This window comes from Microbispora sp. NBRC 16548 (assembly GCF_030268985.1).
Classification (GTDB): domain Bacteria; phylum Actinomycetota; class Actinomycetes; order Streptosporangiales; family Streptosporangiaceae; genus Microbispora; species Microbispora catharanthi.
Genome location: NZ_BSSF01000005.1, coordinates 355,568 through 377,292 on the forward strand (window position 1 = coordinate 355,568; position 21,725 = coordinate 377,292).

The 21,725-nt window shown below is 70.1% G+C and carries 23 protein-coding genes; 13 read left to right on the forward strand and 10 right to left on the reverse strand.

All coding sequences use genetic code 11. From position 1 onward, the window contains the following. The first annotated feature begins 142 nt into the window (after nucleotides 1–142). The 3 genes from QSK36_RS15995 to QSK36_RS16005 all read left to right on the forward strand — a co-directional run bounded on the left by QSK36_RS15995 (nucleotide 143) and on the right by QSK36_RS16005 (nucleotide 2,317). Nucleotides 143–622: a SigE family RNA polymerase sigma factor gene (locus QSK36_RS15995; protein WP_111697223.1), complete on the forward strand. Its 480-nt coding sequence runs from the start codon at nucleotides 143–145 to the stop codon at nucleotides 620–622. Further along, nucleotides 619–1,284: a hypothetical protein gene (locus QSK36_RS16000; RefSeq protein WP_183538951.1), complete on the forward strand. Its 666-nt coding sequence runs from the start codon at nucleotides 619–621 to the stop codon at nucleotides 1,282–1,284. The genes QSK36_RS15995 and QSK36_RS16000 overlap by 4 nt, the downstream gene beginning before the upstream one ends. A 214-nt stretch (nucleotides 1,285–1,498) precedes the next feature. Further along, nucleotides 1,499–2,317 (forward strand): alpha/beta hydrolase family protein, encoded by an 819-nt coding sequence (locus QSK36_RS16005; protein WP_285782940.1) that lies wholly within the window; start codon nucleotides 1,499–1,501, stop codon nucleotides 2,315–2,317. 3 nt (nucleotides 2,318–2,320) lie between these two features. Here QSK36_RS16005 and QSK36_RS16010 read toward each other — a convergent pair whose 3' ends face one another. The 3 genes from QSK36_RS16010 to hrcA are packed head-to-tail and all read right to left on the reverse strand — an operon-like array spanning nucleotide 2,321 to nucleotide 5,215. Next, entirely contained in the window at nucleotides 2,321–3,055 is a 735-nt protein-coding gene (locus tag QSK36_RS16010; RefSeq protein ID WP_285782941.1) for a 16S rRNA (uracil(1498)-N(3))-methyltransferase, read from the reverse strand. A gap of 9 nt (nucleotides 3,056–3,064) precedes the next feature. Then, nucleotides 3,065–4,201, reverse strand: a complete 1,137-nt coding sequence (gene dnaJ, locus QSK36_RS16015; protein ID WP_139579471.1) for a molecular chaperone DnaJ — start codon at nucleotides 4,199–4,201, stop codon at nucleotides 3,065–3,067. Next, nucleotides 4,202–5,215: a heat-inducible transcriptional repressor HrcA gene (hrcA, locus tag QSK36_RS16020; protein ID WP_182897521.1), complete on the reverse strand. Its 1,014-nt coding sequence runs from the start codon at nucleotides 5,213–5,215 to the stop codon at nucleotides 4,202–4,204. 174 nt (nucleotides 5,216–5,389) lie between these two features. Here hrcA and QSK36_RS16025 point away from each other — a divergent pair, with 174 nt between their 5' ends. Beyond that, a complete protein-coding gene (locus QSK36_RS16025; protein WP_183538945.1) occupies nucleotides 5,390–6,052 on the forward strand; it encodes a hypothetical protein in 663 nt (220 codons plus the stop codon). 18 nt (nucleotides 6,053–6,070) lie between these two features. Beyond that, nucleotides 6,071–6,877: a DUF3097 domain-containing protein gene (locus QSK36_RS16030; RefSeq protein WP_139579468.1), complete on the forward strand. Its 807-nt coding sequence runs from the start codon at nucleotides 6,071–6,073 to the stop codon at nucleotides 6,875–6,877. Here QSK36_RS16030 and hemW read toward each other — a convergent pair. Next, the gene (gene hemW / locus QSK36_RS16035) at nucleotides 6,874–8,094 is read right to left on the reverse strand and encodes a radical SAM family heme chaperone HemW (RefSeq protein WP_285782942.1); all 1,221 of its coding nucleotides are present in this window, start codon (nucleotides 8,092–8,094) and stop codon (nucleotides 6,874–6,876) included. The genes QSK36_RS16030 and hemW overlap by 4 nt on opposite strands. A gap of 544 nt (nucleotides 8,095–8,638) precedes the next feature. On the opposite strand from hemW, the gene QSK36_RS16040 reads away from it, so the two are divergent. The 5 genes from QSK36_RS16040 to QSK36_RS16060 all read left to right on the forward strand — a co-directional run bounded on the left by QSK36_RS16040 (nucleotide 8,639) and on the right by QSK36_RS16060 (nucleotide 13,460). Next, on the forward strand, nucleotides 8,639–9,529 hold the full coding sequence (locus tag QSK36_RS16040; protein ID WP_183538941.1) for a CDP-diacylglycerol diphosphatase: 891 nt from the start codon (nucleotides 8,639–8,641) through the stop codon (nucleotides 9,527–9,529). 410 nt (nucleotides 9,530–9,939) lie between these two features. Beyond that, nucleotides 9,940–11,196 (forward strand): glycoside hydrolase family 18 protein, encoded by a 1,257-nt coding sequence (locus QSK36_RS16045; RefSeq protein WP_285783088.1) that lies wholly within the window; start codon nucleotides 9,940–9,942, stop codon nucleotides 11,194–11,196. 232 nt (nucleotides 11,197–11,428) lie between these two features. Continuing rightward, entirely contained in the window at nucleotides 11,429–11,557 is a 129-nt protein-coding gene (locus QSK36_RS16050; RefSeq protein ID WP_285782943.1) for a hypothetical protein, read from the forward strand. 506 nt (nucleotides 11,558–12,063) lie between these two features. Beyond that, nucleotides 12,064–12,219, forward strand: coding sequence for a hypothetical protein (locus tag QSK36_RS16055; RefSeq protein WP_161628146.1), 156 nt, complete (start codon nucleotides 12,064–12,066; stop codon nucleotides 12,217–12,219). Further along, nucleotides 12,216–13,460, forward strand: a complete 1,245-nt coding sequence (locus QSK36_RS16060) for a replication initiator (RefSeq protein ID WP_285782944.1) — start codon at nucleotides 12,216–12,218, stop codon at nucleotides 13,458–13,460. The genes QSK36_RS16055 and QSK36_RS16060 overlap by 4 nt, the downstream gene beginning before the upstream one ends. 146 nt (nucleotides 13,461–13,606) lie before the next feature. On the opposite strand, the gene QSK36_RS16065 is transcribed toward QSK36_RS16060, so the two are convergent. Then, nucleotides 13,607–13,780 (reverse strand): hypothetical protein, encoded by a 174-nt coding sequence (locus QSK36_RS16065; RefSeq protein ID WP_285782945.1) that lies wholly within the window; start codon nucleotides 13,778–13,780, stop codon nucleotides 13,607–13,609. 863 nt (nucleotides 13,781–14,643) lie between these two features. Here QSK36_RS16065 and QSK36_RS16070 point away from each other — a divergent pair. Next, on the forward strand, nucleotides 14,644–15,327 hold the full coding sequence (locus QSK36_RS16070) for a DUF4097 family beta strand repeat-containing protein (RefSeq protein WP_285783089.1): 684 nt from the start codon (nucleotides 14,644–14,646) through the stop codon (nucleotides 15,325–15,327). Here QSK36_RS16070 and QSK36_RS16075 read toward each other — a convergent pair. From QSK36_RS16075 to lepA, 4 genes are all read right to left on the reverse strand, one after another. Continuing rightward, nucleotides 15,308–15,562, reverse strand: a complete 255-nt coding sequence (locus QSK36_RS16075; RefSeq protein ID WP_285782946.1) for a hypothetical protein — start codon at nucleotides 15,560–15,562, stop codon at nucleotides 15,308–15,310. The two genes, QSK36_RS16070 and QSK36_RS16075, sit on opposite strands and share 20 nt — an antisense overlap. A 107-nt stretch (nucleotides 15,563–15,669) precedes the next feature. After that, the gene (locus QSK36_RS16080; RefSeq protein WP_285782947.1) at nucleotides 15,670–16,233 is read right to left on the reverse strand and encodes a hypothetical protein; all 564 of its coding nucleotides are present in this window, start codon (nucleotides 16,231–16,233) and stop codon (nucleotides 15,670–15,672) included. Nucleotides 16,234–16,288: 55 nt separating this feature from the next. Beyond that, on the reverse strand, nucleotides 16,289–16,936 hold the full coding sequence (locus QSK36_RS16085) for an MOSC domain-containing protein (protein WP_183538912.1): 648 nt from the start codon (nucleotides 16,934–16,936) through the stop codon (nucleotides 16,289–16,291). Nucleotides 16,937–17,004: 68 nt separating this feature from the next. Continuing rightward, the gene (gene lepA, locus QSK36_RS16090) at nucleotides 17,005–18,828 is read right to left on the reverse strand and encodes a translation elongation factor 4 (protein WP_285782948.1); all 1,824 of its coding nucleotides are present in this window, start codon (nucleotides 18,826–18,828) and stop codon (nucleotides 17,005–17,007) included. Nucleotides 18,829–18,947: 119 nt separating this feature from the next. On the opposite strand from lepA, the gene QSK36_RS16095 reads away from it, so the two are divergent. Together QSK36_RS16095 and rpsT are read left to right on the forward strand one after the other, a co-directional pair. Continuing rightward, nucleotides 18,948–20,024 carry a glycoside hydrolase family 18 protein gene (locus QSK36_RS16095; RefSeq protein ID WP_285782949.1) on the forward strand — a complete coding sequence of 359 codons (1,077 nt, stop codon included), beginning with the start codon at nucleotides 18,948–18,950 and terminating at the stop codon, nucleotides 20,022–20,024. 138 nt (nucleotides 20,025–20,162) lie between these two features. Continuing rightward, the gene (gene rpsT, locus QSK36_RS16100) at nucleotides 20,163–20,435 is read left to right on the forward strand and encodes a 30S ribosomal protein S20 (RefSeq protein WP_139576195.1); all 273 of its coding nucleotides are present in this window, start codon (nucleotides 20,163–20,165) and stop codon (nucleotides 20,433–20,435) included. A gap of 70 nt (nucleotides 20,436–20,505) precedes the next feature. On the opposite strand, the gene QSK36_RS16105 is transcribed toward rpsT, so the two are convergent. Further along, entirely contained in the window at nucleotides 20,506–21,714 is a 1,209-nt protein-coding gene (locus tag QSK36_RS16105) for an MFS transporter (protein ID WP_285782950.1), read from the reverse strand. Between the last annotated feature and the right edge of the window lie 11 nt (nucleotides 21,715–21,725).

Sequence of the window (21,725 nt, forward strand, 5' to 3'; positions counted from 1 at the left end):
AGGACACCGCTGGGCCATGCCCCCTCATGATTCGGAAGAACGTAAACCCCCCGGGGATGACGAGCGTCCTATTGATGTGACCACCGAGACCCTCGTGGCCGACAGGTCGTTGGGGACGGTGCCCGTCGGGTGGGATGCCGACATGGCCGTTACGGCGCTCTACAGCGCTCACTATCGGTCACTGGTGCGTCTCGCCGTGCTGCTGGTGCGTGACGTGGCCAGCGCGGAAGAGGTCGTTCAGGACGCGTTCGTCGCCCTTCATGGCGCCTGGCGCAGGCTGAGAGACACCGACAAGGCACTGGCCTACCTTCGTCAATCGGTCGTGAACCGATCACGTTCCGTGCTGCGGCACCGCGCGGTCGTCGAGAAGTACGCGCCCAAGGGGCTGCCGGACGCGCCGAGCGCGGAGAACGGCGCGATCGGTGAACTGGAGCGTTCGGCCGTCATCGAAGCGCTCCGCGGCTTACCGACCCGCCAGCGCGAGGCGCTGGTGCTGCGCTACTACGGCGACCTGTCGGAGGCCGAGATCGCACACGCGATGGGCATCAGCAAGGGCGCCGTGAAGAGTCACACGGCCCGCGGCATGGCCGCACTACGGATGGCACTGGAGCAGTTCTCATGACCTTCCCTCCCGACGACGAGTACGGCGAGTTGCTCCGCCGTGCCCTGCGCGCGGAGGCGGACTCGGTCGTGCCGTCTCCCGAAGGACTCGAAATCATCCGCGGGCGGATCGACCAGCGCGGTCTGCGCGGCCTGCGGAACATGCTGTGGTGGCGCGTCGGAGCGGCCGCCGCAGGGGCCGTGCTCGTGGCGGGCACGGTCGTGATGGTCGTCCCCGGCCTGCGCGACCAGGTGGCGCAGTCCACGGGCATCGCCCCCGCCGGCGACGAGCAAGTGGATAAGACGGACACCTCGTCGGTGAACCGGCCGCCCAACCCGGCGCCCTCGCATCCGGTCGTGATCGTGCCCGTCACCCCGAGCCCGTCCCGCGGACGGCCCGCCCCGTCCCCGACCCACAAGGTGGGCGTGACCACCCGGCCGTCGCCCTCGCCGTCTGACCCCTGCGTCACACCCACCCCCCAGCCCGGGGTGATCGAGCCCGACGGAACCCTCTCCCCGACGTGCTCGCCGACGTCGGTGACGCAGCCGCCCACGGTGAAGCCCTCGGCCTCGCGCCGTCCCTCGACGGCTCCGCCCACGACGTCCGCGCCCACGGTCACCCCGAGCGCGACGCCCACGGAGACGGCCACGCTCGACTCGGCGACCGAGACGCCCTCGCCCTGACCCGGCCCGCCGGTCATCCTGAGGTATGACCGGTGCTCGCCCGATCACCGGGGGTCGCACCGGGAGATCGTCACACGGCCGGAGGGCGTCGCGCCTCCTCGTTGGAATCCTGATCACACAACCGACAGCGATCAGGATCGAAAGAGGCGAGACAGTCGCCGCCGACCTCGACGCCACGTCGGCGTCCGCCCTCCTCGGCGTACGGCCGGGCCAGGTGGACTGGGCGGCGACCCGCACGCACGCCCGCCTGGACGCGCCCGTACGGCCGAGGGCCGGGGGCTACCCGGTGGTGCTCTACTCCCCCGGCTACATGGTGCCGCGCTCGCTGGGCACGCTCGCGGCGGAGGACCTGGCCTCGCGCGGCTACGTGGTCGTCACGGTCGATCACACCTACGAGGCGTCCGCCGTCGAGTTCCCCGGCGGGCGGCTGGAGCACGCCAGGGTGCGGGCGGACAGCATGGACGACGCGATGAAGGCCCTCGACGTCAGGGTGGCGGACCTGCGGTTCGTCCTCGACGTGATCACCGCGCGGCACACCGGGCTGCCCTCCCGGCTGTACAGGGCCCTGGACACCGCCCGGATGGCGGCCATGGGCTTCTCGATGGGCGGCGCGGCGACGGCGCGGCTGATGTACGCCGACCACCGGGTCAAGGCGGGCGTGAACCTCGACGGCTCGCTCCTGGGCGAGGTGGCCGAGCGCGGCCTCGACGGCCCGTTCCTCCAACTGGCCGCCGACGAGCAGGACGACCCTTCCTGGGAGACGTTCAGGAAGCAGCGCCGGGGCTGGAAGCGCGACCTGCGGCTCTCCGGAGCGAAGCACTACTCCTTCTCCGACCTGCAGGCGCTGGTCCCGCGGATCTCGGACCGCCCGGGCACGCCGTCCGAGATCGTCGGCACCATCGGACCGGCCCGCTCGATCGCGGCCCAGCGTGCCTACGTGGCCGCGTTCCTCGCCCTGCGGCTGAAGGGCCGCAAGACCCGCCTGTTCGACGGGCCGAGTCGCGCGTTCCCCGAGGTGAGCTTCCTCGGCTAGCTCTCACCAACGGCCGCAGCGGGACAGCAGGACGGCCGCCGCGGCCACGCCCGCCGTCGAAGTCCGCAGCACCGTCGGCCCCAGCAGGGCCGGCGTGGCTCCCGCGGCCCGCAACGCGGCGATCTCCTCGTCGGTGACGCCGCCCTCCGGGCCGACGATCATCACGATGTCGCCCGGCTCCTCCGGCAGGGGCAGGCGGCTCAGCGGCTCAGCGGCCTCCTCGTGCAGGACGACCGCGAGCGCCGCCGCCGAGACGAGCGAGCCGACCGCCGCGGTCGTGGCCTGCTCGGTCACCTCGGGCAGGTGGAAGCGCCGGGCCTGCTTGGCCGCCTCGCGTGCCGTGCCGCGCCAGCGGGCGAGGCCCTTGGCGGCCCGGTCGCCCTTCCACTGGGTCACGCATCGGGAGGCGGCCCAGGGGACGATCACGTCGACCCCCGCCTCGGTCATCATCTCGACCGCGAGCTCGCCCCGGTCGCCCTTGGGCAGGCCCTGGACGACCACCAGCCTCGGGCGGGGCGGCGGGACCTCGAACCGGCGCAGCACCTCGGCGGTCAGCGAGTCCTTGCCTGCCGCCGTGACCGTGCACTCGGCCACCCGCCCCGCGCCGTCGGTCAGGTCGATCCGCTCCCCCGGCCGCAGGCGGCGTACGGCGGCGGCGTGCCGCCCCTCCGGCCCGTCGAGGACGATCGTGTCCGCCGCCTGGCCGGCCGCGTCCGACAGGAACACGGGAACACTCATGCGATCAGCTCAGCGGCCGTTGAAGGCGTCCCGCAGGCGGGAGAAGAAGCCCTGCTGGCCCGGCGAGAACTTGCCTGGCGGCCGCTCCTCTCCGCGCAGTTTCGACAGCTCGCGCAGCAGTTCCTCCTGCTGCGGGTCGAGCTTGGTCGGCGTCTCGACGTTCACGTGGATCAGCAGGTCGCCCCTGCCGGTCTCGTTGAGCCGCTGGACGCCCTTGCCGTACAGGGGGATGACCTGGCCGGCCTGGGTGCCGGGCCGCACGTCGATGTCCTCGGCTCCGTCGAGGGTCTCGATCGCGATCGAGGTGCCGAGCGCGGCGGCGGTCATCGGGATGTGGACCGTGCAGTGCAGATCGTCGCCGCGTCGCTCGAAGATCTGGTGCGGCCGCTCGACGATCTCCAGGAACAGGTCGCCGGGAGGCCCGCCGCCGGGGCCGACCTCGCCCTCGCCCGCGAGCTGGATGTGCGTGCCGTCCTCGACGCCGGCCGGGATCCTGACCTTGATCGTGCGCCGGGTCCTGACCCGTCCCTCGCCCGAGCACTCCATGCAGGGGTGCCGGATGACGCTGCCGTACCCGCCGCACTGGGGGCAGGGACGGGAGGTCATGACCTGGCCGAGGAACGAACGGGTCACCTGCGAGACCTCGCCGCGCCCGTGGCACATGTCGCAGGTGTCGGGGTGGGTGCCGGACGCCGCCCCGGAGCCCTGGCAGACCTCGCAGACCACGGCCGTGTCGACCACGATCTCGCGGGTCGTGCCGAAGGCCGTCTCCGACAGGTCGAGCTCGACCCTGATGGTGGCGTTGCGGCCACGGCGGGCGCGGGAGCGGGGCCCCCGCGCGGCGCCCGCCGAGCCGAAGAAGGCGTCCATGATGTCGCTGAACGGGAAGCCCGCGCCGAAACCACCGGCCCCCGGCCCCGCGCCGCCGCCGCCGAACGGGTCGGCGCCCATGTCGTACATGCGGCGCTTGCCCGCGTCGGACAGCACCTCGTACGCCTGGTTGATCTCCTTGAACCGCTCCTGGGTCTCCGGATCGGGGTTGACGTCCGGGTGCAGCTCACGGGCGAGACGGCGGTATGCCTTCTTGATCTCTTCCTGGCTGGCGTCGCGCCGTACGCCAAGGGTCGCGTAGTAGTCGTTGGACACTTATGACCCCGCCAGGATCTGGCCGACGTAACGCGCCACCGCGCGCACCGCACCCATCGTCACCGGATAGTCCATTCGTGTCGGGCCCAGCACTCCGAGCCGGGCCAGTTCTCTGTCGCCCGAACCGTATCCCGCGGCCACGATAGATGTGCCGCGCAGCCCGCTGTAGGGGTTCTCGGATCCGATGCGGACGGTCAGTTCGGACAGCCCGCCGGTTTCCCCCAGCAGGCGAATGAGGACGACCTGCTCCTCCAGCGCCTCCAGCACGTCCCGCAGGCCGATGCTGAGGTCGGCGGCGGCGAGGTTGGCCGTCCCACCAAAAACGATCTTCTCCTCGTGCCGCTCGACGAGCGTCTCGAGCAGCACGGACAGGATCGTGGCCGCCACCGGCCTGTCCTCGGGAGGCAGGCGTTCGGGAATGTCGGCCACGGTCTCCGGCACCTGGGACAGGCCGCAGCCGTCCAGGCACGCGTTGAGCACGGCGCGCAGGTTCGCGATCCGGTCGTCGGCGATGGCCTCCGGCAGGTCGACCACACGCTGCTCGACCCGCCCGGTGTTCGTGATCAGCACCAGCATGACCCGGCGCTCCGCGAGCGGGACGATCTCCACGTGACGGACCGACGACCTGGTGAGCGAGGGGTACTGCACCACCGCGACCTGCCGGGTGAGCTGCGCGAGCAGCCGCACCGTGCGCATGACGATCTCGTCGAGGTCCACAGCCCCGGCGAGAAAGGTCTCGATGGCCCTGCGCTCCGCGCCGGACAGCGGCTTGATCTGCGACAGCCGATCGACGAACAGGCGATATCCCTTGTCGGTCGGCACCCTGCCGGCACTGGTGTGCGGCTGGGTGATGTATCCCTGCTCCTCCAGCGCCGCCATGTCGTTGCGGATCGTCGCCGGGGAGACGCCGAGGTTGTGCCTGTCCACCAGGGCCTTGGATCCCACCGGCTCGTTGGTGGACACGTAGTCCTCGACGATGGCGCGCAGGACGGCGAGCTTGCGGTCGTCGAGCAATCGTCACCTCCCTGTGCGTGGAAACACCGACTCTGGCACTCTGTGTTCCCGAGTGCCAAGTGTACGGCTACCACCCCACGTGGTGCGATAACGCAGGGGGCACCAAGACGACGCAGGGCACCAGGACAAGCGAGCTGCAAATCGACCACAAGCCGCATGGTCGACTCTTCACCCATGCACGAGAATCAGACCTCCACGCCGGCCGACGTGACCATGCGGGTGCCCCGCCCCATGCCCCCGGCACCGGCCGACGTGACCTTGCGGATGCCGCACCCCTTTCCCCCGGCGTACGCCGGCCCCCGGCCGATCCGGCCCCGGCTGGTGTGGATCTTCCTCTCCTGGGCGCTCTTCGTCGTCCTGGTGGTGGCGGGCGTCGGCGGGTTCGCCGGCGGCCTGTTCTCCACGCTCGGCGACGCCGCGCCCGCCACGATCTTCTCCGGCGGGCAGTCGGTGAACGTCGCGCTCGACCCCGCGGACAAGCCGGCGATCTACGCGGCCGTCGACCAGCCCACCGACGTCCGCTGTCAGCTCGGCGACGGCGCCGACCCGCGGGTGCGGCTGACCCGGCCGGCCGTCTCGCAGACCGTCACGCTGAACGGCACGACCTGGGAGCTGCTATTCGAGGCCGGAGTCCCCGAGGCGGGCACCTACCAGCTCGCCTGCGAGGGCGACGGGGTGCGGTTCGGCGTCGGCAAGCAGCTCACCGGGGCGGTCGGCATGCTGGTGGGCGGCGCCGTCGCGCTGCTGGCGCTGCCCACCGTCGGCTTCCTGGCCGCGCTGATCGTGACGATCGTCGTGCTCGCGCGCCGCTCCGCTGCCCGCCGTCGCCTGGCGTGATTTGCTAGCGTTCCCCGCATGTACGGGCGGGACGTGCTTTCCGGAGACTGGCGGCGGCCACGGCGGGGGCAGATCCCCGAGATCCCGGCCGAGCCCGACCTCGTGGTCGAGGACGCCGAAGGCCGCTTCTGCGGCGCCGTGGTGGCCTGCGACAAGGAGGCCGTGACGCTGGAGGACCGGTTCGGCCGGCGGCGGGTGTTCCCGCTGACGCCCGCCGGATTCCTCCTCGACGGCGAACCGGTGACGCTGGTGCGCCCCCAGGCCGGTCCGAAGGGGCCGCTGCGGAGCGCCTCGGGGTCGATCGCGGTCGGGGGCCTGCGCGCGCAGGTCGCCAGGGAGAGCCGCATCTACGTCGAGGGCGTCCACGACGCCTCGCTGGTGGAGCGGATCTGGGGACACGACCTGCGGGTGGAGGGGGTCGTCGTCGAATACCTGGAGGGCGTGGACGACCTCCCGGCCATCGTCGAGGAGTTCGGCCCCGAGCCGGGCAGGCGGCTCGGGGTGCTCGTGGACCACCTGGTGCCCGGCTCGAAGGAGAGCCGCATCGCCGCCCGGGTGTCCGGCGACGACGTGCTCGTCGTGGGGCATCCGTTCGTGGACATCTGGCAGGCGGTCAAGCCCCGGGTGCTCGGCATCCCCGCCTGGCCGGACGTGCCACGCGGCGTGCCCTGGAAGGAGGGCGTGATCGCGGCCCTCGGCTGGCGGATGGACCCCCAGGAGGCGTGGCGGCACATCCTGGGCCGGGTCACGACCTACGCCGACCTGGAGCCCGAACTGCTCGGCCGCGTGGAAGAACTGATCGACTTCGTCACGGCTCCGGCTTAGAGAGTCAGGTCCCGCACCACGGCGTCGGCGAGCAGCCTGCCGCGCAGCGTGAGCACGGCGAGGCCCGCCTTGAACGCCTCCACCTCCAGCAGCCCGTCCGCCAGCGCCCGCGCGCACGCCGTACGCGCCTGGGGGGCGAGGTCGGCGAGCGGGAAGCCCGAGGCGAGGCGCAGCTCCAGCATGACCCGCTCGACGGCCCTGTCCTCCGCCGGCAGCACCTCACGGGCGTGCGCGGGCGAGGTCCCGGCCGCCAGGCGGGCGGCGTACGCCGCGGGGTGCTTGACGTTCCACCAGCGGGTGCCGCCGACGTGACTGTGCGCCCCCGGTCCGGCCCCCCACCAGTCGCCGCCGGTCCAGTACAGCAGGTTGTGGCGGCAGCGGGCCTCGTCTCCCGCCGCCCAGTTGGAGATCTCATACCAGCTCAGGCCCGCGGCCGTCAGCAGCTCCTCGGCGATCAGGTAGCGGTCGGCCGCCACGTCGTCGTCCGGCATCGGCAGCTCGCCGCGACGGATCCGGGCGGCGAGCCGGGTGCCGTCCTCGACGATCAGGGAGTACGCCGAGACGTGGTCGGGCCCGGCGGCCAGCGCGGCCTCCAGCGAGGCCCGCCAGTCGTCGTCGCTCTCCCCCGGCGTGCCGTAGATCAGGTCGAGGTTGACGTGCTCGAACCCGGCCGCTCGGGCCTCCCGTACGGCCTCGGCGGGCCGGCCGGGGGTGTGGCGCCGGTCGAGTACGGCGAGGACGTGCTCGCCCGCGCTCTGCATGCCGAAACTCACGCGGGTGAACCCGCCCGCCCGCAGCTCCTTCAGGTAGGTCGGGTCCACCGACTCGGGGTTGGCCTCGGTCGTCACCTCGGCGTCCGGCCGCAGGCCGAACTCCTCGCCGATCGCGTCGAGGATCCGTACGAGGTCGGCGGCGGGCAGCAGGGTCGGCGTTCCTCCGCCGAAGAAGACGGTCTCCACAGGCGGCGCGGCGTCTCCCAGCACGCGCCGGGCGAGCCGTATCTCCTCGACCGCGGTGGCGGCGTAGTCGCGCTGCGCGGCGCCGGGGCCCAGCTCGGCCGCCGTGTAGGTGTTGAAGTCGCAGTAGCCGCAGCGCGTCGCGCAGAACGGCACGTGGACGTAGAAGCCGAACGGACGGGAGCCGAGCCCGTCGAGAGCCTCGGACGGCAGCTCGCCGCTCGCGGGGACGGGGTCGCCGTCGGGAAGCACTGAAGGCACGCTCTCCAGTCTGCCGCCACTCGCGCCCTGCCACTGACGCCCTGATCACCGGGATCCGTTTCCGGCTCGGGCGAGGCGCCCACGGGATGCGGATGCCGGCTGATCCACGCCTTCCGGAGACGCTGCGCCTCCTCCGGGACCGACTTTGTCGCACTCACCCCATATCGCACAATATGTCGTGCCGGTTATTCTAATGGCGCGCCCACTCGGCCGCCGCGCAACGCCATGACAAATCATCGCCTTCTTGAGACCAGTCGCCGTGCACGCTCGAGAGTGGAACACCCGGTGATTTTCGCAGCGCCCGAGGGAAGGGTTTCGATCTATCCTGCTGAAACTCAAGGCTGCGCCAGGGGCTTTTATCGGCCGATCGGGAGGGGATCAACCTGGCCGAGTGCGTCGATCTTCGAGTGATGGGCAGAGGCGTCGCGAACACGCTGCTCGGACTCTCGGCCCGCGGAGTGTTCCGGTCTCATACATGGCCGAGGGCGCAGCGCGTGCATAGATCGCGACAAGCGGCTTCAGGTGCAGTTTATCGGGGGTAATCATGCGTGACGGCGACCGGCCGAACGACGAGGCGAGCGAGCTGACGCGACGCCGGTTCATCCAGTTCTCCAGCCTGGCGGGCACCAGCGTGCTCGCGGGTGTAGGCATTTTTTCCGGTGCCGAGCACGCGCTGGCCGCGCCTTCGTTGGAACTCGCCAAAGGGCCCGATCCCAAGGAGTGCGGCAAGATCGGTGACTCGGACTCTCTCTGGCGGCTCAGCCAGAAGTGTCACAGCAACAACACCTGCCGGCAGAACCATGCCGACTACGTGGTGATGGGCGGCACCAAGAGCAAGAAGAAGTACGCCAACTATATTCTCGTCCCCACTCAGCGGATCAGTGGCATCGAGTGTTCCTGGATCTGCGGCAGCAGTGCACCGAATTATTGGAGCGCCGCAAACTACTATGCCACCAAGCCTCCCACCGTAGTTCCCGCCCCCGTGGGATTGGGAATCAATTCAAAGCAGGCCAGAGGTTTCAACCAGCTGCACATTCATATGGCACGGGCGCGATGGGAGTCGTGGCACGACCTCGCCGCCCAGGACAACTTGGCCGCCAGAACCGTGGCAAATTGGGCGAACTCGCGCGTGTCGATCCGCGGCCTCAGCCAGAATCTCGGGATCATCCCGCACACCTACCGAGTGCTCATCTGGCCGGGATTCCACCACGACAATCTCTTCGCCATGCTCAGGACCATGCTGAGGCATTCTCTCGGACATGGAGGGACCACCGCCAAGGCTCAGGCGAGGATGCAGTATCAAACGCTGATCGTGATACCTCGGCCCGCCGGAGGCTATTACATCGTCAACAGCGAGAAGGGTGTGAAAGACCCGAACAACCCCAAGCTGCTCGGAACCGACACCTGCGACCCGTTGCTCCTCATGCATCCTTGAGCCCTTCTCATCGTGAGTAGCGGCCGTCTTCGACGGCTTGCAGGACGAGGCCGGCCCACAGGATCGCGGTGGCGCGTTCTCCGGGGGCGCGGATGCGGGCGCGGGCACGTTGACGTCCTTCTGCCCGCGTGACAGCCGGGCCGGTGCCGTGGCGCTCGCGCTGCACCCGGCCTGGGCGGGCTTGCGTGAGCTCGATCGGCTCCTCTCGGCGGGTGCAGGGGACGCCGTCCTCCGCACGCGCCGGGCCAACCGCACCTCCTCGGCGATGGCGGCGTAGTCGCGCGGAACGGCGCCGTGTTCGGCCTGCCGCCCCTCACGCGCGCCATTGACGCCCTGATCACCGGGGTCTACGATCGCGACAATTTACAGGAAACTTTCCTATAAATAGCGTTCGGGAGGTCGGCGTGCTCATGAGAAGGACCCTCGCCGTGGCGGTCGCCGCCACCCTGGCGGCCGGGCTGGCGCCGGCGGCGGCCCAGGCCACCACCGGCGGGGACCGCTACAAACGGGTCGCCTACTTCATCCAGTGGGGAATCTACGGACGGAACTTCCACGTGAAGGACGTGGACGCCAGCGGCGCCGCCGGAAAGCTGACCCACCTCAACTACGCCTTCGGATTCGTCGGCCCCGAGGGCACCTGCTACTCCGCCGACCCCTGGGCCGACTGGCAGCGCCCCGTCCCCGCCGAGCAGAGCGTCGACGGCATCGCCGACAGCGACGACCAGCCACTCAAGGGCAACCTCGGCCAACTCAAGAAGCTCAAGGCCCGTCACCCCGGCCTCAAGGTCCTGATCTCCCTCGGCGGCTGGACCGGCTCCAAATACTTCTCCGACGCCGTCCTCACCCCCGAGTCCCGGGCCAAGCTCGCCGCCTCCTGCGTCGGCCTGTGGCTCAAGGGCGACCTGCCCGGCCTGCCCCCCGGCGCCGCCGCCGGCGTGTTCGACGGCATCGACCTCGACTGGGAATGGCCCGGATCCGCAGGGAACGACGGCAACGTCATCCGCCCCGAGGACAAGCAGAACTTCACCCTGTTCCTGGCCGAACTACGCCGCCAGATGAAGGCCCACGACCGGCGCGACGAACTGACCGCCTTCCTCCCCGCCGCAGCCGCCAAGATCGACGTCGGCTTCGAGGTGCGGAAGGTCTTCGACAAGCTCGACTTCGCCACCGTCCAGGGCTACGACCTGCACGGGCCATGGGAGAACCGCACCGGCCACCAGGCCAACCTGCTCACCGACCGGCGCGACCCCAGCGACGTGAAGTTCAGCGTCGACCAGACCGTACGCGACTACATCGCACGCGGCGCACCCAAGCAGAAGATCGTCATCGGCGTCCCCGCCTACGGCCAGGGCTGGACCGGCGTGACCGCCGACGGCGACGGCCGGTACGCCCCGGCCACCGGCCCCGCCCCCGGCACCTGGGCCGCCGGCAGCGACGACTACAAGAACCTCGTCAACAAGCCCGGCAAGCGCTACCGCGACCTGCTCACCGGCACCCTGTGGCTCTACGACGGCAACGAGTTCTGGTCCTACGACGACCCCGCCGTCATGCTGCAGAAGGCCGCCTACATCCGCCTCAACGGCCTCGGCGGCTCCATGCTGTGGTCCATCGACCAGGACGACGCCAAAGCCTCCCTCACCACCGCCCTCTACTCCGTCCTGCGCTGACCCCGCTCGGGGGAGGGAAGGCCACCCCCTCCCCCGTGCCTGCGGCTTCTGAAATCCCTTGATGACGAACGCGAAGGGCTCGCGCCCTCGCTCAAGCAACAGATCAACGAGTTGCGGCAGGAGCATCAGTCGTACACGGCGGGCCAAGGACCGCAAGCGGGTTCGGCGCATCGTTGACGGGGCCGACATACGGCGGCGCTGGTACCTCCCCGAGGACCAGGGCGGCCTCTCCATGGGCACCAAGCGCGCGATGGTCATGGAGGCGTTCCACGCGGTGATCGTCCATCCCGTGGGCAAGGGCATGGGCTCGTGGGGCAACTTCGACCCGAACGCGCTCGAACCCGTCTGGCGAGAGGACTGACGCCCTTACCTCGGCGTGACATCTGCCTTCCCCCGCTCCCTACGCAGACATACGCCAGCGAACGCCAATGGACGCCAGTGAACGCCAGCGAACAACGGTGGACAGTCCCGAGAAGGGCCATGCGCGGAACGCTGACCTGGCTAAATACGTTCTCCGGGTGGTACATCTGAAAGGGCAAGAGCTCCGTCCGCGACAGGGCGGAAAGACATTCACAACAGCGAGCTACCGGCCGCGACAGATTCGAGCACAGGGGAACCACCGGGCAAACAACACAACAGATAAGCCGTTCCGCTGGAGGGACCCGGCCCAGCGGTAGGCCCCCTGGACGTGCTCACCGGTTCACCGTCGCATAAAACACTCCACAAATCGCCTCGCTGCAAGCATCACCGCACTACAGACCTGCCTTCGGTCTGCTCTGCGCTGGTGCTTTGTCTTTCCCGGGTTCGCGCGAGGGGGCTTCCTACGAGGAAAGGAGGTCTCCGCTGGTACCCGAGGAACTGGGTCCAATGGCTGCGCTGGCTGAGGAGTGGTGCAAGCGGCAGCTCGAACGCTCGCCCCGGTGGGGCGTCAACAAGTGGCGGCGGCTCGCCGCCATCCACGGTGCCGAGTACGTCGGCGACGCGCACGACACCGCCTCCGACAGCGGGAGGGACGCCGCGTGAGCGAACTGCCTCCCCTCTCCCCCGATGTGCTGGCCGCCGCCCAACGCGCCGCCATGCCGGACTTCGCCCGGTGGCAGGAGATGGTGCGCGCGACGGGCGGCTGCGCCCAGCCGATCCGGCTCCAGGGACGCCGGATCACCTTCGATGCCGGGTTGGAAGTGCTGGACGTCTACCGGACGGCCGACGAGCCGACCGGGTACCTGCTGACCGCGTGCGGCAACCGGCGCGCGTCAAGGTGCCCGGCCTGCTCGGAGGTCTATCGGGACGACACCTATCACCTGATCCTGTCCGGCCTGCGCGGCGGCAAGGGTGTCCCCGAAGACGTCAGCGCCCATCCCCGCGTGTTCGCCACCTTCACCGCCCCCTCGTTCGGCGCGGTCCACGCGCGCCGGGTGAAGGGTGACAGGGTGCTGCCGTGCCGTCCTCGGCGGGATAGCCCGGTGTGCGAGCACGGCAGGCCGGAAGGCTGCGGCGTCCAGCACGGTGACGACGATTCCCAGGTCGGGCAGCCGATCTGTGTGGACTGCTACGACTACGCCGGGGCCGTGCTGTGGAACGCGCACGCGGGTGAGTTGTGGCGGCGCTTCACGCAGGCGCTACCGGCGACCTTCGCCCGGCACCTGGGCATCTCGCGGGCCGAACTGCGGCGGCGGCTTCGGCTGTCGTACGCCAAGGTGGCCGAGTACCAGGCGCGGGGCCTGGTCCACTTCCACACCGTGATCCGCCTCGACGGCCCGGATGGTCCGTCCGATCGTCCGCCGGGCTGGGCGACGGTGCCCGTGCTCCAGGCGGCGATTCGGGAAACCGCGGCTGCGGTCTCGGTTCCGGTGCCGGACGATGCCCCCGTCGTTCGTCGGCGGTGGGGGACGCAACTCGACGTGGACCCCATCTACGTCGCGACGGGATTGGAAGGCATCGCCGATCAGCGGGTGGCGGCGTACATCGCGAAGTACGCGACCAAGGCGGCCGAGTCAGCCGGGACCGGGGACCGGCCGATCCGGGAGGTCGCCGAAGTCGCACGGCTCGACGTCGCCGTACACGCCCAGCGCATGATCTACACCTGCTTCGCCCTGGCGAACGATCCGGACTACCGGCTGATCCCGTTGCGGCAGTGGGCGCACATGCTCGGCTACCGGGGCCATTTCTCAACCAAGAGCCGCTTACGCTGGGCGCGCTGCGGCAGGTACGCGCCGATCACCAGGCCGATCGGGCTCGGGAACGGCGCGGTCTTCTCGAGATGAGCGGCAGACGGTGACGGTCGGCCAGTGGCGGCTCCGCCGGGAGCGCCTACCGGCACGGCGAACACCTGTGGGCCGAGCTGATCCGGCAACGCATCGCCACCGCCCGCCGGATGGCTCGTGAGCGGGAGCGGGAGGAGTTCACCCCGTCATGACCTATAGCGGACCGGCAGGTTCTGCCCGACGGTGCAGATGGTTGGTTGCCTCCAGCAGACGCCGTTCTGCACGTCGAACGAACCCTCGTTGGTGAATGCCTGCTGGGACGCTCCCTGGACGAAGGTGGGAGCGACAGTGCCGGTGACGCTCTGGTTGAACCTACCCATGCCGGATCGGCCCTGGCCGCCGCCCGCTCGTCCCCCTCTGATCACCTGACCTCCGCCTCCGCCGGGGCCAGGGCGGTGATGTACTTCGAGCACCGCGTGGTGGGCAGTGACGCGGGCGTTCGACGGCTGCGCGGCGGAAATCCCTGCCGCCGTGATCACAAGCGTGGTCAGGGCCAGCCGCCGGGTCGTCAGGAGCACGGCGTGGCGCGAATTCCGTGCAGCGTAGCGGTACAACTTGGTAGCACCTTCTTCTTCAGTGACGGGCGTTCGCCGTCGCTTGTCCGGTTCTGCCGGGATGTGCGCCTCATACCCCCGGGGAAAGGCCCACGGCCGGAGCTAAGCAAGATCGGTGCACGTCATTACTGGTCCTTTGGCGGCAGGCCGCACTGACGGGCGGGCGTGCAGCCGAGAGTGGCGCGGCCGGCGCGATGCCGTAGGCACCCAGAAGGGCCGCGAAGCGGTTGGGCCGGCGGCGCCACGGCGGAAAGCTACTGCCCTCGGCTCGCCGGCGTCCACGCTTGGTGCGCCTTCCATCGTCTCGCTGACAACCGATAGAAGGCTGAAGGCCCCCAATTCCTTAGGTTCTAAGGATCGTTGCAACACCTGATCTGTTCAGGGGTTGCAGTGTTCGAAATCCGCAAGGATCGGTCTCCGCAGGGCTGGACCGGCGTGACCGCCGACGGCAACCCACCACCGCCCTCCATCCCGCGCTGGCCGGCCGTGTCGTGGGGGCCGGGTGGGCCCCCACGGCACCACCTGGCACTCGCATCGGACTCAAGGGGTCGGGAATGCCTTAGCGGACATACGGGGGTAGGCCCTACTGCGGCAGCCCCTTTCGGGACGGCATGATCCTCTTCGTGAGGATGATGGTGATGGCGGGCGGCCTGCTGGCGACTGCGGCGTTGTTGACCGGATGCGGTTTGCGGGACATCACGCAGGCAGCCAACCAGGCGACCCTCGATTACGAGGTGAAAGAGAAGGTGGCCAGGCTGGTCGTGGTGGGCGGTGCGGGTGACATCGTGATCAGTGAAGCGGCCGGCAACGTCGTCACAGTGAGCGAGACCCTCCACTGGTCCTCGAGTAAGCCCACCACCGAGCACCACGTGGATGGCGATGCTCTCGTGATGACGTACGACTGCCCGCACGCCATGGACAACTGCTCGGTGGACTACAAGGTCCACGTACCCAAGGGCATGCGGACAGAGCTGGAGACCGGATCCGGCGACATCCACCTCAGAGCCCTGAGCAATCCGATCAAGGTCAAGGTGGGCTCCGGGAACCTGGAGGGAGCCGGGCTGACGGGCACGGATCTCACGGTCGAGGCGGGCTCGGGCGACACCACGCTGAAGTACGCCACCGCTCCCGACAGCATCGACCTGTTAACCGGCTCGGGAACCGCGAAGATCACGCTTCCCGGCGGGCCGTACGACGTGGACGCCGAGGCGAAGTCGGGAGACGTGACAGTCTCGGTGACGACCGATCAGAACTCACCGCACAAGGTCGTGGCCCGCGCGGGTTCCGGCGACGTCAGCCTCCTGCCCGCGTAGCTTCCTTGCCTGGGCACGCGTTCCGCGGGACCTTCGGGTTGTCCGGCCCGAACGGAGACCCGTCGAGTCCGAGGCCCGTCCAGTAGGCGCCGAAGGCCGCCTGGGGCGGCTCGCTTCCGGTGCGGACCGCGAAGAACTCCGACACGAGTTCGTGCCTGTCCGTGGTGGTGCAGGCGTTCGGCCGGCTCGTCGCCGCCGTCGCCGGCAGCGGCGACTCCCCTGAACTCGACGCCACCGCGATGTGGGTGGGCCTGCACGGCTACGCCGTGCTCAACGCGCGCGTCCCGGCCTTCCCCTGGCCGGGCGGGAAACGGATGCTGACCGGCTCCTCACGCGGTTCGCCTAGTCCTCGCAGTACTTCGTCCGTCCTTGCCGGTCGAACTCGGCCCGCGGGATCAGCACGTCGACGACCTTGTCCGTCCTGTCGTCGTAATCGTTGACGAGCACCGTGCCCGGTTTGCGCCTGAGCTTGTCCGCGTCGCCGAGCTGGAACTCGATGTGCGCGGTCGAATAGCTGTTGTCCTGCGTCCAGCCGTACGCCGTGTAGGTGATGGCCGGGTCGAACGACGGGATCTCCTGCTCGGCCCGCCAGCCGTCGCCGGGTGCGTCGAGCCGGAAGGACGCCGTCTCACCCGTCACCTGGGGAGCCAGATAGGAGGCGTCGTCGATGGTGGGATTGGGCGGCCCGCTCGCGTCGGGGTCGTACGTCGCGGGAGTGGGGTCCTCCGGGTATCGGTCGTGGTAGACGGTCACGCCGTCCGGCTGCCGCCCGCACCAGGCCAGGACGATGACGAGGTTACCGTCCTGGTCGACGCCGACGCCCGTGATCCCGTTGATGGGGACGGTGCAGCCGGTCGCCCCGAAGGCGATCAACCCGGCCGCGAGCAGACCCGTGAGCCGTCTCATACGGCCACGGTAGATCGCTCCACGGGCGGAACCGAGGGCCGCGGGCAGTTCGTGATCAGGATGCGACAACGCCGCTGCGGTCTGCGAGCACGCGCTCGGCGACCTGGTCCCACTTGTCGCTGTGGCCGGGGACGCTGAGGATCCGCAGCAACAGGTCCCGGTCGCCGTGGTAGGCCCGGAACGACTCGGCGATCGTCACGCTGTCCGAGGGCCGGTCGAGCACCTCGATCTCGTCGCCGGCGCCGAGCTCGCCCTGCTCGAGCACCCGGAAGTACGCCCCGGTGCGGCCCGCCTCGGTGAAGCGCTTCACCCAGCCGCGCTCGTCCAGCCAGTTGCGGAACACCACGCAGGGGATGCGGGGTGCGGTCACCTCCAGGACGGCCGTGCCGACCCGCCACCGCTCCCCGAGGACCGCGCCGGTCACGTCGGCCCCGGACGTCGTGAGGTTCTCCCCGAACTGGCCGTCGCGCAGGTCGCGGCCCATGCGGGGCTCCCACCAGTCGTAGTCCTCCCGCGCGTAGGCGTAGACCGCCTGGTCCGGGTGGCCGTGGTTGGCGACGTCGGCGCGCTCGTCGCCCGCCAGACCGTTCTCGCGCACGGCGACCCGGCCCTCGATCTTCCGCTTGTCGATGGCGGTGCGCCGGAGGTTGCCCGCCCACTCGGCGTCCACGGCCCGGCCCACGTTCACAGAGAGGATGCGCATGACCAAACGTTAACCGAGGGTCATGTTTCTCCGCGATTGCAATTAAGTTCTGGTCAAACCAGGGACGCCTACTTCTTGTTCTTGTCCGGGGCCTCGGACGAGAGGGCGGCGACGAAGGCCTCCTGGGGGACCTCCACCCGGCCGACCATCTTCATCCGCTTCTTGCCTTCCTTCTGCTTCTCCAGCAGCTTGCGCTTACGGCTGATGTCACCGCCGTAGCACTTGGCGAGGACGTCCTTGCGGATGGCGCGGATGTTCTCCCGGGCGATGACGCGCGCGCCGATCGCGGCCTGGATGGGCACCTCGAACTGCTGCCGCGGGATGAGCTCCTTGAGCTTCTTGGCCATCTCCACGCCGTAGGCGTACGCCTTCTCGCGGTGGACGATCGCGCTGAACGCGTCCACGGTCTCGCCCTGCAGCAGGATGTCCACCTTGACCAGGTCGGCCTCCTGCTCGCCGGACGGCTCGTAGTCGAGCGAGGCGTACCCGCGGGTCTTCGACTTCAGCTGGTCGAAGAAGTCGAAGATGATCTCGCCGAGCGGGAGCGTGTAGCGGATCTCGACCCGGTCCTCCGACAGGTAGTCCATGCCCTGGAGCTGCCCGCGGCGGCCCTGGCACAGCTCCATGATCGCGCCGATGAACTCGGCCGGCGCGAGCACCGTGGCCTTCACCACCGGCTCGAAGATCTGGTCGATCTTCCCGGCCGGGAACTCCGACGGGTTGGTGACGACGTGCTCCTTGCCGTCCTCCATGATCACCCGGTAGATGACGTTGGGCGAGGTCGAGATCAGCGACAGGTTGAACTCGCGCTCCAGCCGCTCCCGGACGATCTCCATGTGCAGCAGGCCGAGGAAGCCGCAGCGGAAGCCGAAGCCGAGCGCCGCCGACGTCTCCGGCTCGTACACGAGCGCGGCGTCGTTCAGCCGCAGCTTGTCGAGGGCCTCGCGCAGCTCGGGGTAGTCGTCGCCGTCGATCGGATAGAGCCCGGAGTAGACCATCGGCTTGGGGTGCTCGTAGCCGCCCAGGGCCTCCGCGGCGGGCTTGGCCGCGCTGGTGACCGTGTCACCGACGCGGGACTGGCGCACGTCCTTCACACCGGTGATCAGGTAGCCCACCTCGCCGACGCCGAGCCCCCGGTCGGACGGCATGGGCTCGGGCGAGATGACGCCGATCTCCAGCAGCTCGTGCTGTGCGCCGGTGGACATCATCAGCACGCGCTCGCGCTTGGACAGATGCCCGTCGACCACCCTGACGTACGTCACGACGCCCCGATAGGTGTCGTACACCGAGTCGAAGATCAGCGCCCGGGCGGGGACGTCGGTGTTCCCGACGGGCGCCGGGATGTGCTCCACGACGTGGTCGAGCAGCTCCTTGACCCCCTCGCCGGTCTTGCCGGACACGCGCATCACGTCGCCGGGGTCGCAGCCGATGAGGCCCGCGATCTCCTCGGCGTACTTGTCCGGCTGCGCGGCGGGCAGGTCGATCTTGTTGAGCACGGGGATGATGTGGAGGTCGGCGTTCATGGCCAGGTAGAGGTTGGCCAGCGTCTGGGCCTCGATGCCCTGCGCCGCGTCGACCAGCAGGATCGCGCCCTCGCACGCTTCCAGCGACCGGGACACCTCGTAGGTGAAGTCCACGTGGCCGGGCGTGTCGATCATGTTGAGGACGTGGCCGTTCCACGGGAGCCGCACGGCCTGCGACTTGATGGTGATTCCCCGCTCCCGCTCGATGTCCATGCGGTCGAGGTACTGTGCGCGCATCGACCTGTCGTCCACCACACCGGTGAGCTGCAGCATCCGGTCGGCGAGTGTCGACTTGCCATGGTCGATATGCGCGATGATGCAGAAGTTGCGGATCAACGCGGGGTCGGTCTGGCCAGGCTGAGTGCGCACCGAGGTCCGTTTCGACAAGATGATTGACTGCTGATCGGGCGGGCCGTCCGCCTCGCCTCGCGCTCGGCGGGCCCTCCCGAGGCTGGCGGACCAGCCACCCTCCATGGTGGCATGTCCGGATGCTTGCCTTGACCACCAGACGTGTTCTGCGAATAGCCGCCGTCGTAGTGGCCGTGCCGCTCGTGCTCGCCCTGGCCGGCGCCGCCGCGCTGCGCCTGCAGTTCGCCGGCACGCCCGCCGGATGGGCCAGGACCACGGGCCACGACGCCCTGTGGATGGGCCACGCGTGGGTGGACGGCCGCCGCACCGAGGCCGACGTACGGGCCCTCGCCGTACGGCTGCGCGCGAGCGGGATCAAGGACGTGTACGTCCACAGCGGGCCGTTCAAGTACGACGGGACCCTGCCCCCCGACCGCTACGCCAATGCCAGAAATTTCCTGAAATGGTGGCGGAAGAACCTGCCCGGCGTCCGAGTGTCGGCCTGGCTCGGTCAGACGGTCAACGACAACGGCAAGCAGCACCTGAGCCTGGCCGACACGGCGACGCGGGCCCGCGTCGTGGCGGGCGCCGGTGACCTGGTCGCCCTCGGCTTCGACGGGATCCACTACGACTTCGAACCGGTCTCCGACGGGGACGAGCCGTTCCTCAGCGTCCTGCGCGAGACGCGGCAGGCCATCGGCGCCCGGCCGTTGTCGGTCGCCACCCAGCAGATCGAGCCGCTGACCGGCCTGCGCGCCCCCACCGCCCTGGCGATCGGCCATGACAAGTACTGGACGCCGGACTACTTCCGCCGGGTCGTCGGCCTGACCGACCAGGTCGCGATCATGACGTACGACTCGGGGACGCCCCTGCCGTCCCTGTACGGCGGCTACGTCGCGCGGCAGACCTCGCTCGCCCTGGACCTCGTGCCCGAGGACAAGACCCTCCTCATCGGGGCTCCGGCCTACCACGACCACGGCGTGGCGTACCTCGACTACGCGGAGAGCGTCGAGGCCGCGGCCGAGGGCGCGCGGCTCGCGCTCAGTGAGCACGGCCCGCGCACCGAGTTCGGCCTGGCCCTGTACGTCGACTTCGCGGCCACGGAGGAGGACTGGAGGGAGTACGAGCGGGCCTGGGTGCGCGGCGGCGCCGGAGGGAGCGTGGAGTCGTCGGGCGGGCGGGCCGATGTGCGGACCGCGGCGGCCGCGCCGCGATAGCATGAGCGGGGGCGGCCCTGTCGTCGTGAATTTGAGCGGCGGCCCGGGCTGTTGGTATCCTGTCCAACTGCGTGTGGCGCGCCCTCTCACGAGCCCGCGCGCCCCATCCGACCGAGACTTAACACTGAGGCTTTCTTCGTGGCGAACATCAAGTCCCAGATCAAGCGTAACCGGCAGAACGAGAAGCGTCGGCTGCGCAACAAGGCCGTCAAGTCGTCCCTGAAGACCGCGGTCCGCAAGTTCCGCGAGGCCGCCGACCAGGGCAACGTGGACGACGCCCTCGTCGCGCTCAAGGCCGCGTCCCGGCAGCTCGACAAGGCCGTCAGCAAGGGCGTCATTCACAAGAACCAGGCCGCCAACCGGAAGTCGGCGATCGCCCAGCGCGCCGCCGCCCTGCAGGCCGCCAAGTAGTTCACACACAGCGCACGCCGCATCTCCCCTCGCGGGGGATGCGGCGTTTTCGCGTGCCCGCTGAAGGACGTCAGGCGGGCACGGGCGACTGCGCCGCCTCCTCCGTCCAACGCCGCCGGACTTCGGGCAGGGCGAGCACGGCCAGGTTGACCGCGGCCACCAGCGCCGCGGCCGTGAGCAGCGGAAGCGCGGTGCCCGCCCAAGCGGCGATCGGCGCCGCCGCGGCGAGCCCGAGCGGCCGGGCCGCGTAGGAGATGAGCGCGTCGAACGAGTCCACCCGGCCGAGGGCCTGAGGCTCCACACGCTGTTGCACGACCGTCTCCCACAGCGGCGTCAGCATCCCCACGCCCAGCATGGCGACGACGTACGCGGCGGTGACGACCACGGCCGGCGCGGGAAACGCCGTGGGGAACGCGAAGGCGACGAGCGGGCACGCGTAGACCGCCGCCCCGACCGCCGCCACGGCGAGGGGCCGCCGGATCGGCAGCCTGGGGGAGACGAAGACGCCGAGCACCGCCGCCGCCGTTCCCGCCTGCGCGACGACCACCCAGACGGCCTCCCCTCCCAGCTCGCGTACGGCGATGACCGGGCCGAGGGTCAGCAGGACGCCCGCCCCGAGATGCCAGACGCCGTGCCCGGCCACGCTGACGAGGAACCAGCGGTGCCGACGTGCCTCGCGCCACCCTTCCCGCAGGTCACCGAGGAAGTGATCGCGTTCGGTCGCCGGCCGGGGAGCCGTGACCAGGCCGCCCAGCGTGACCGCGGACCCCGCGAACAGGACCCCGGTCAGCAGGAAGGACCAGCCCGGGCCGAGCCACAGCGTCATGCCTCCGGCGAGCGCGGGGCTGGCGATCTGAGCGAGGCCGCCGGCCACTCCGATGTGGGCGTTCACCCGCAGCCGGCGCTCCGCCGGCACCACTCCGACGACCAGCGGTGACACCGCCGGGACGCCGAAGGCCACCGCGGCTCCGGTGAGCGCCGCGAGTCCCGCCATCACGGCGATACCGGGGTGCCCGAGGAGGAGCAGCGACCCCAGCGCCACCTGGGCGGCGCAGCGGACCAGGTCGGCCACGAGGATCACCCGCCTCGGCGGGAAGCGGTCGGCGAACACTCCGCCGACCGGGAGCAGCAGGAGCATGGGCAGCATCTCGGCGGCGAGGACGACGCCGAGATCGAGGGCGGAGCCGGTCACTCTGATGACGGCGAGAGTGAGCCCGGTGGGGATGAGGGCGGTGGCGAGCGCCGCGACCGTCCGCCCGGCGACCAGACGTGCAATCATGCGAGGAAAGG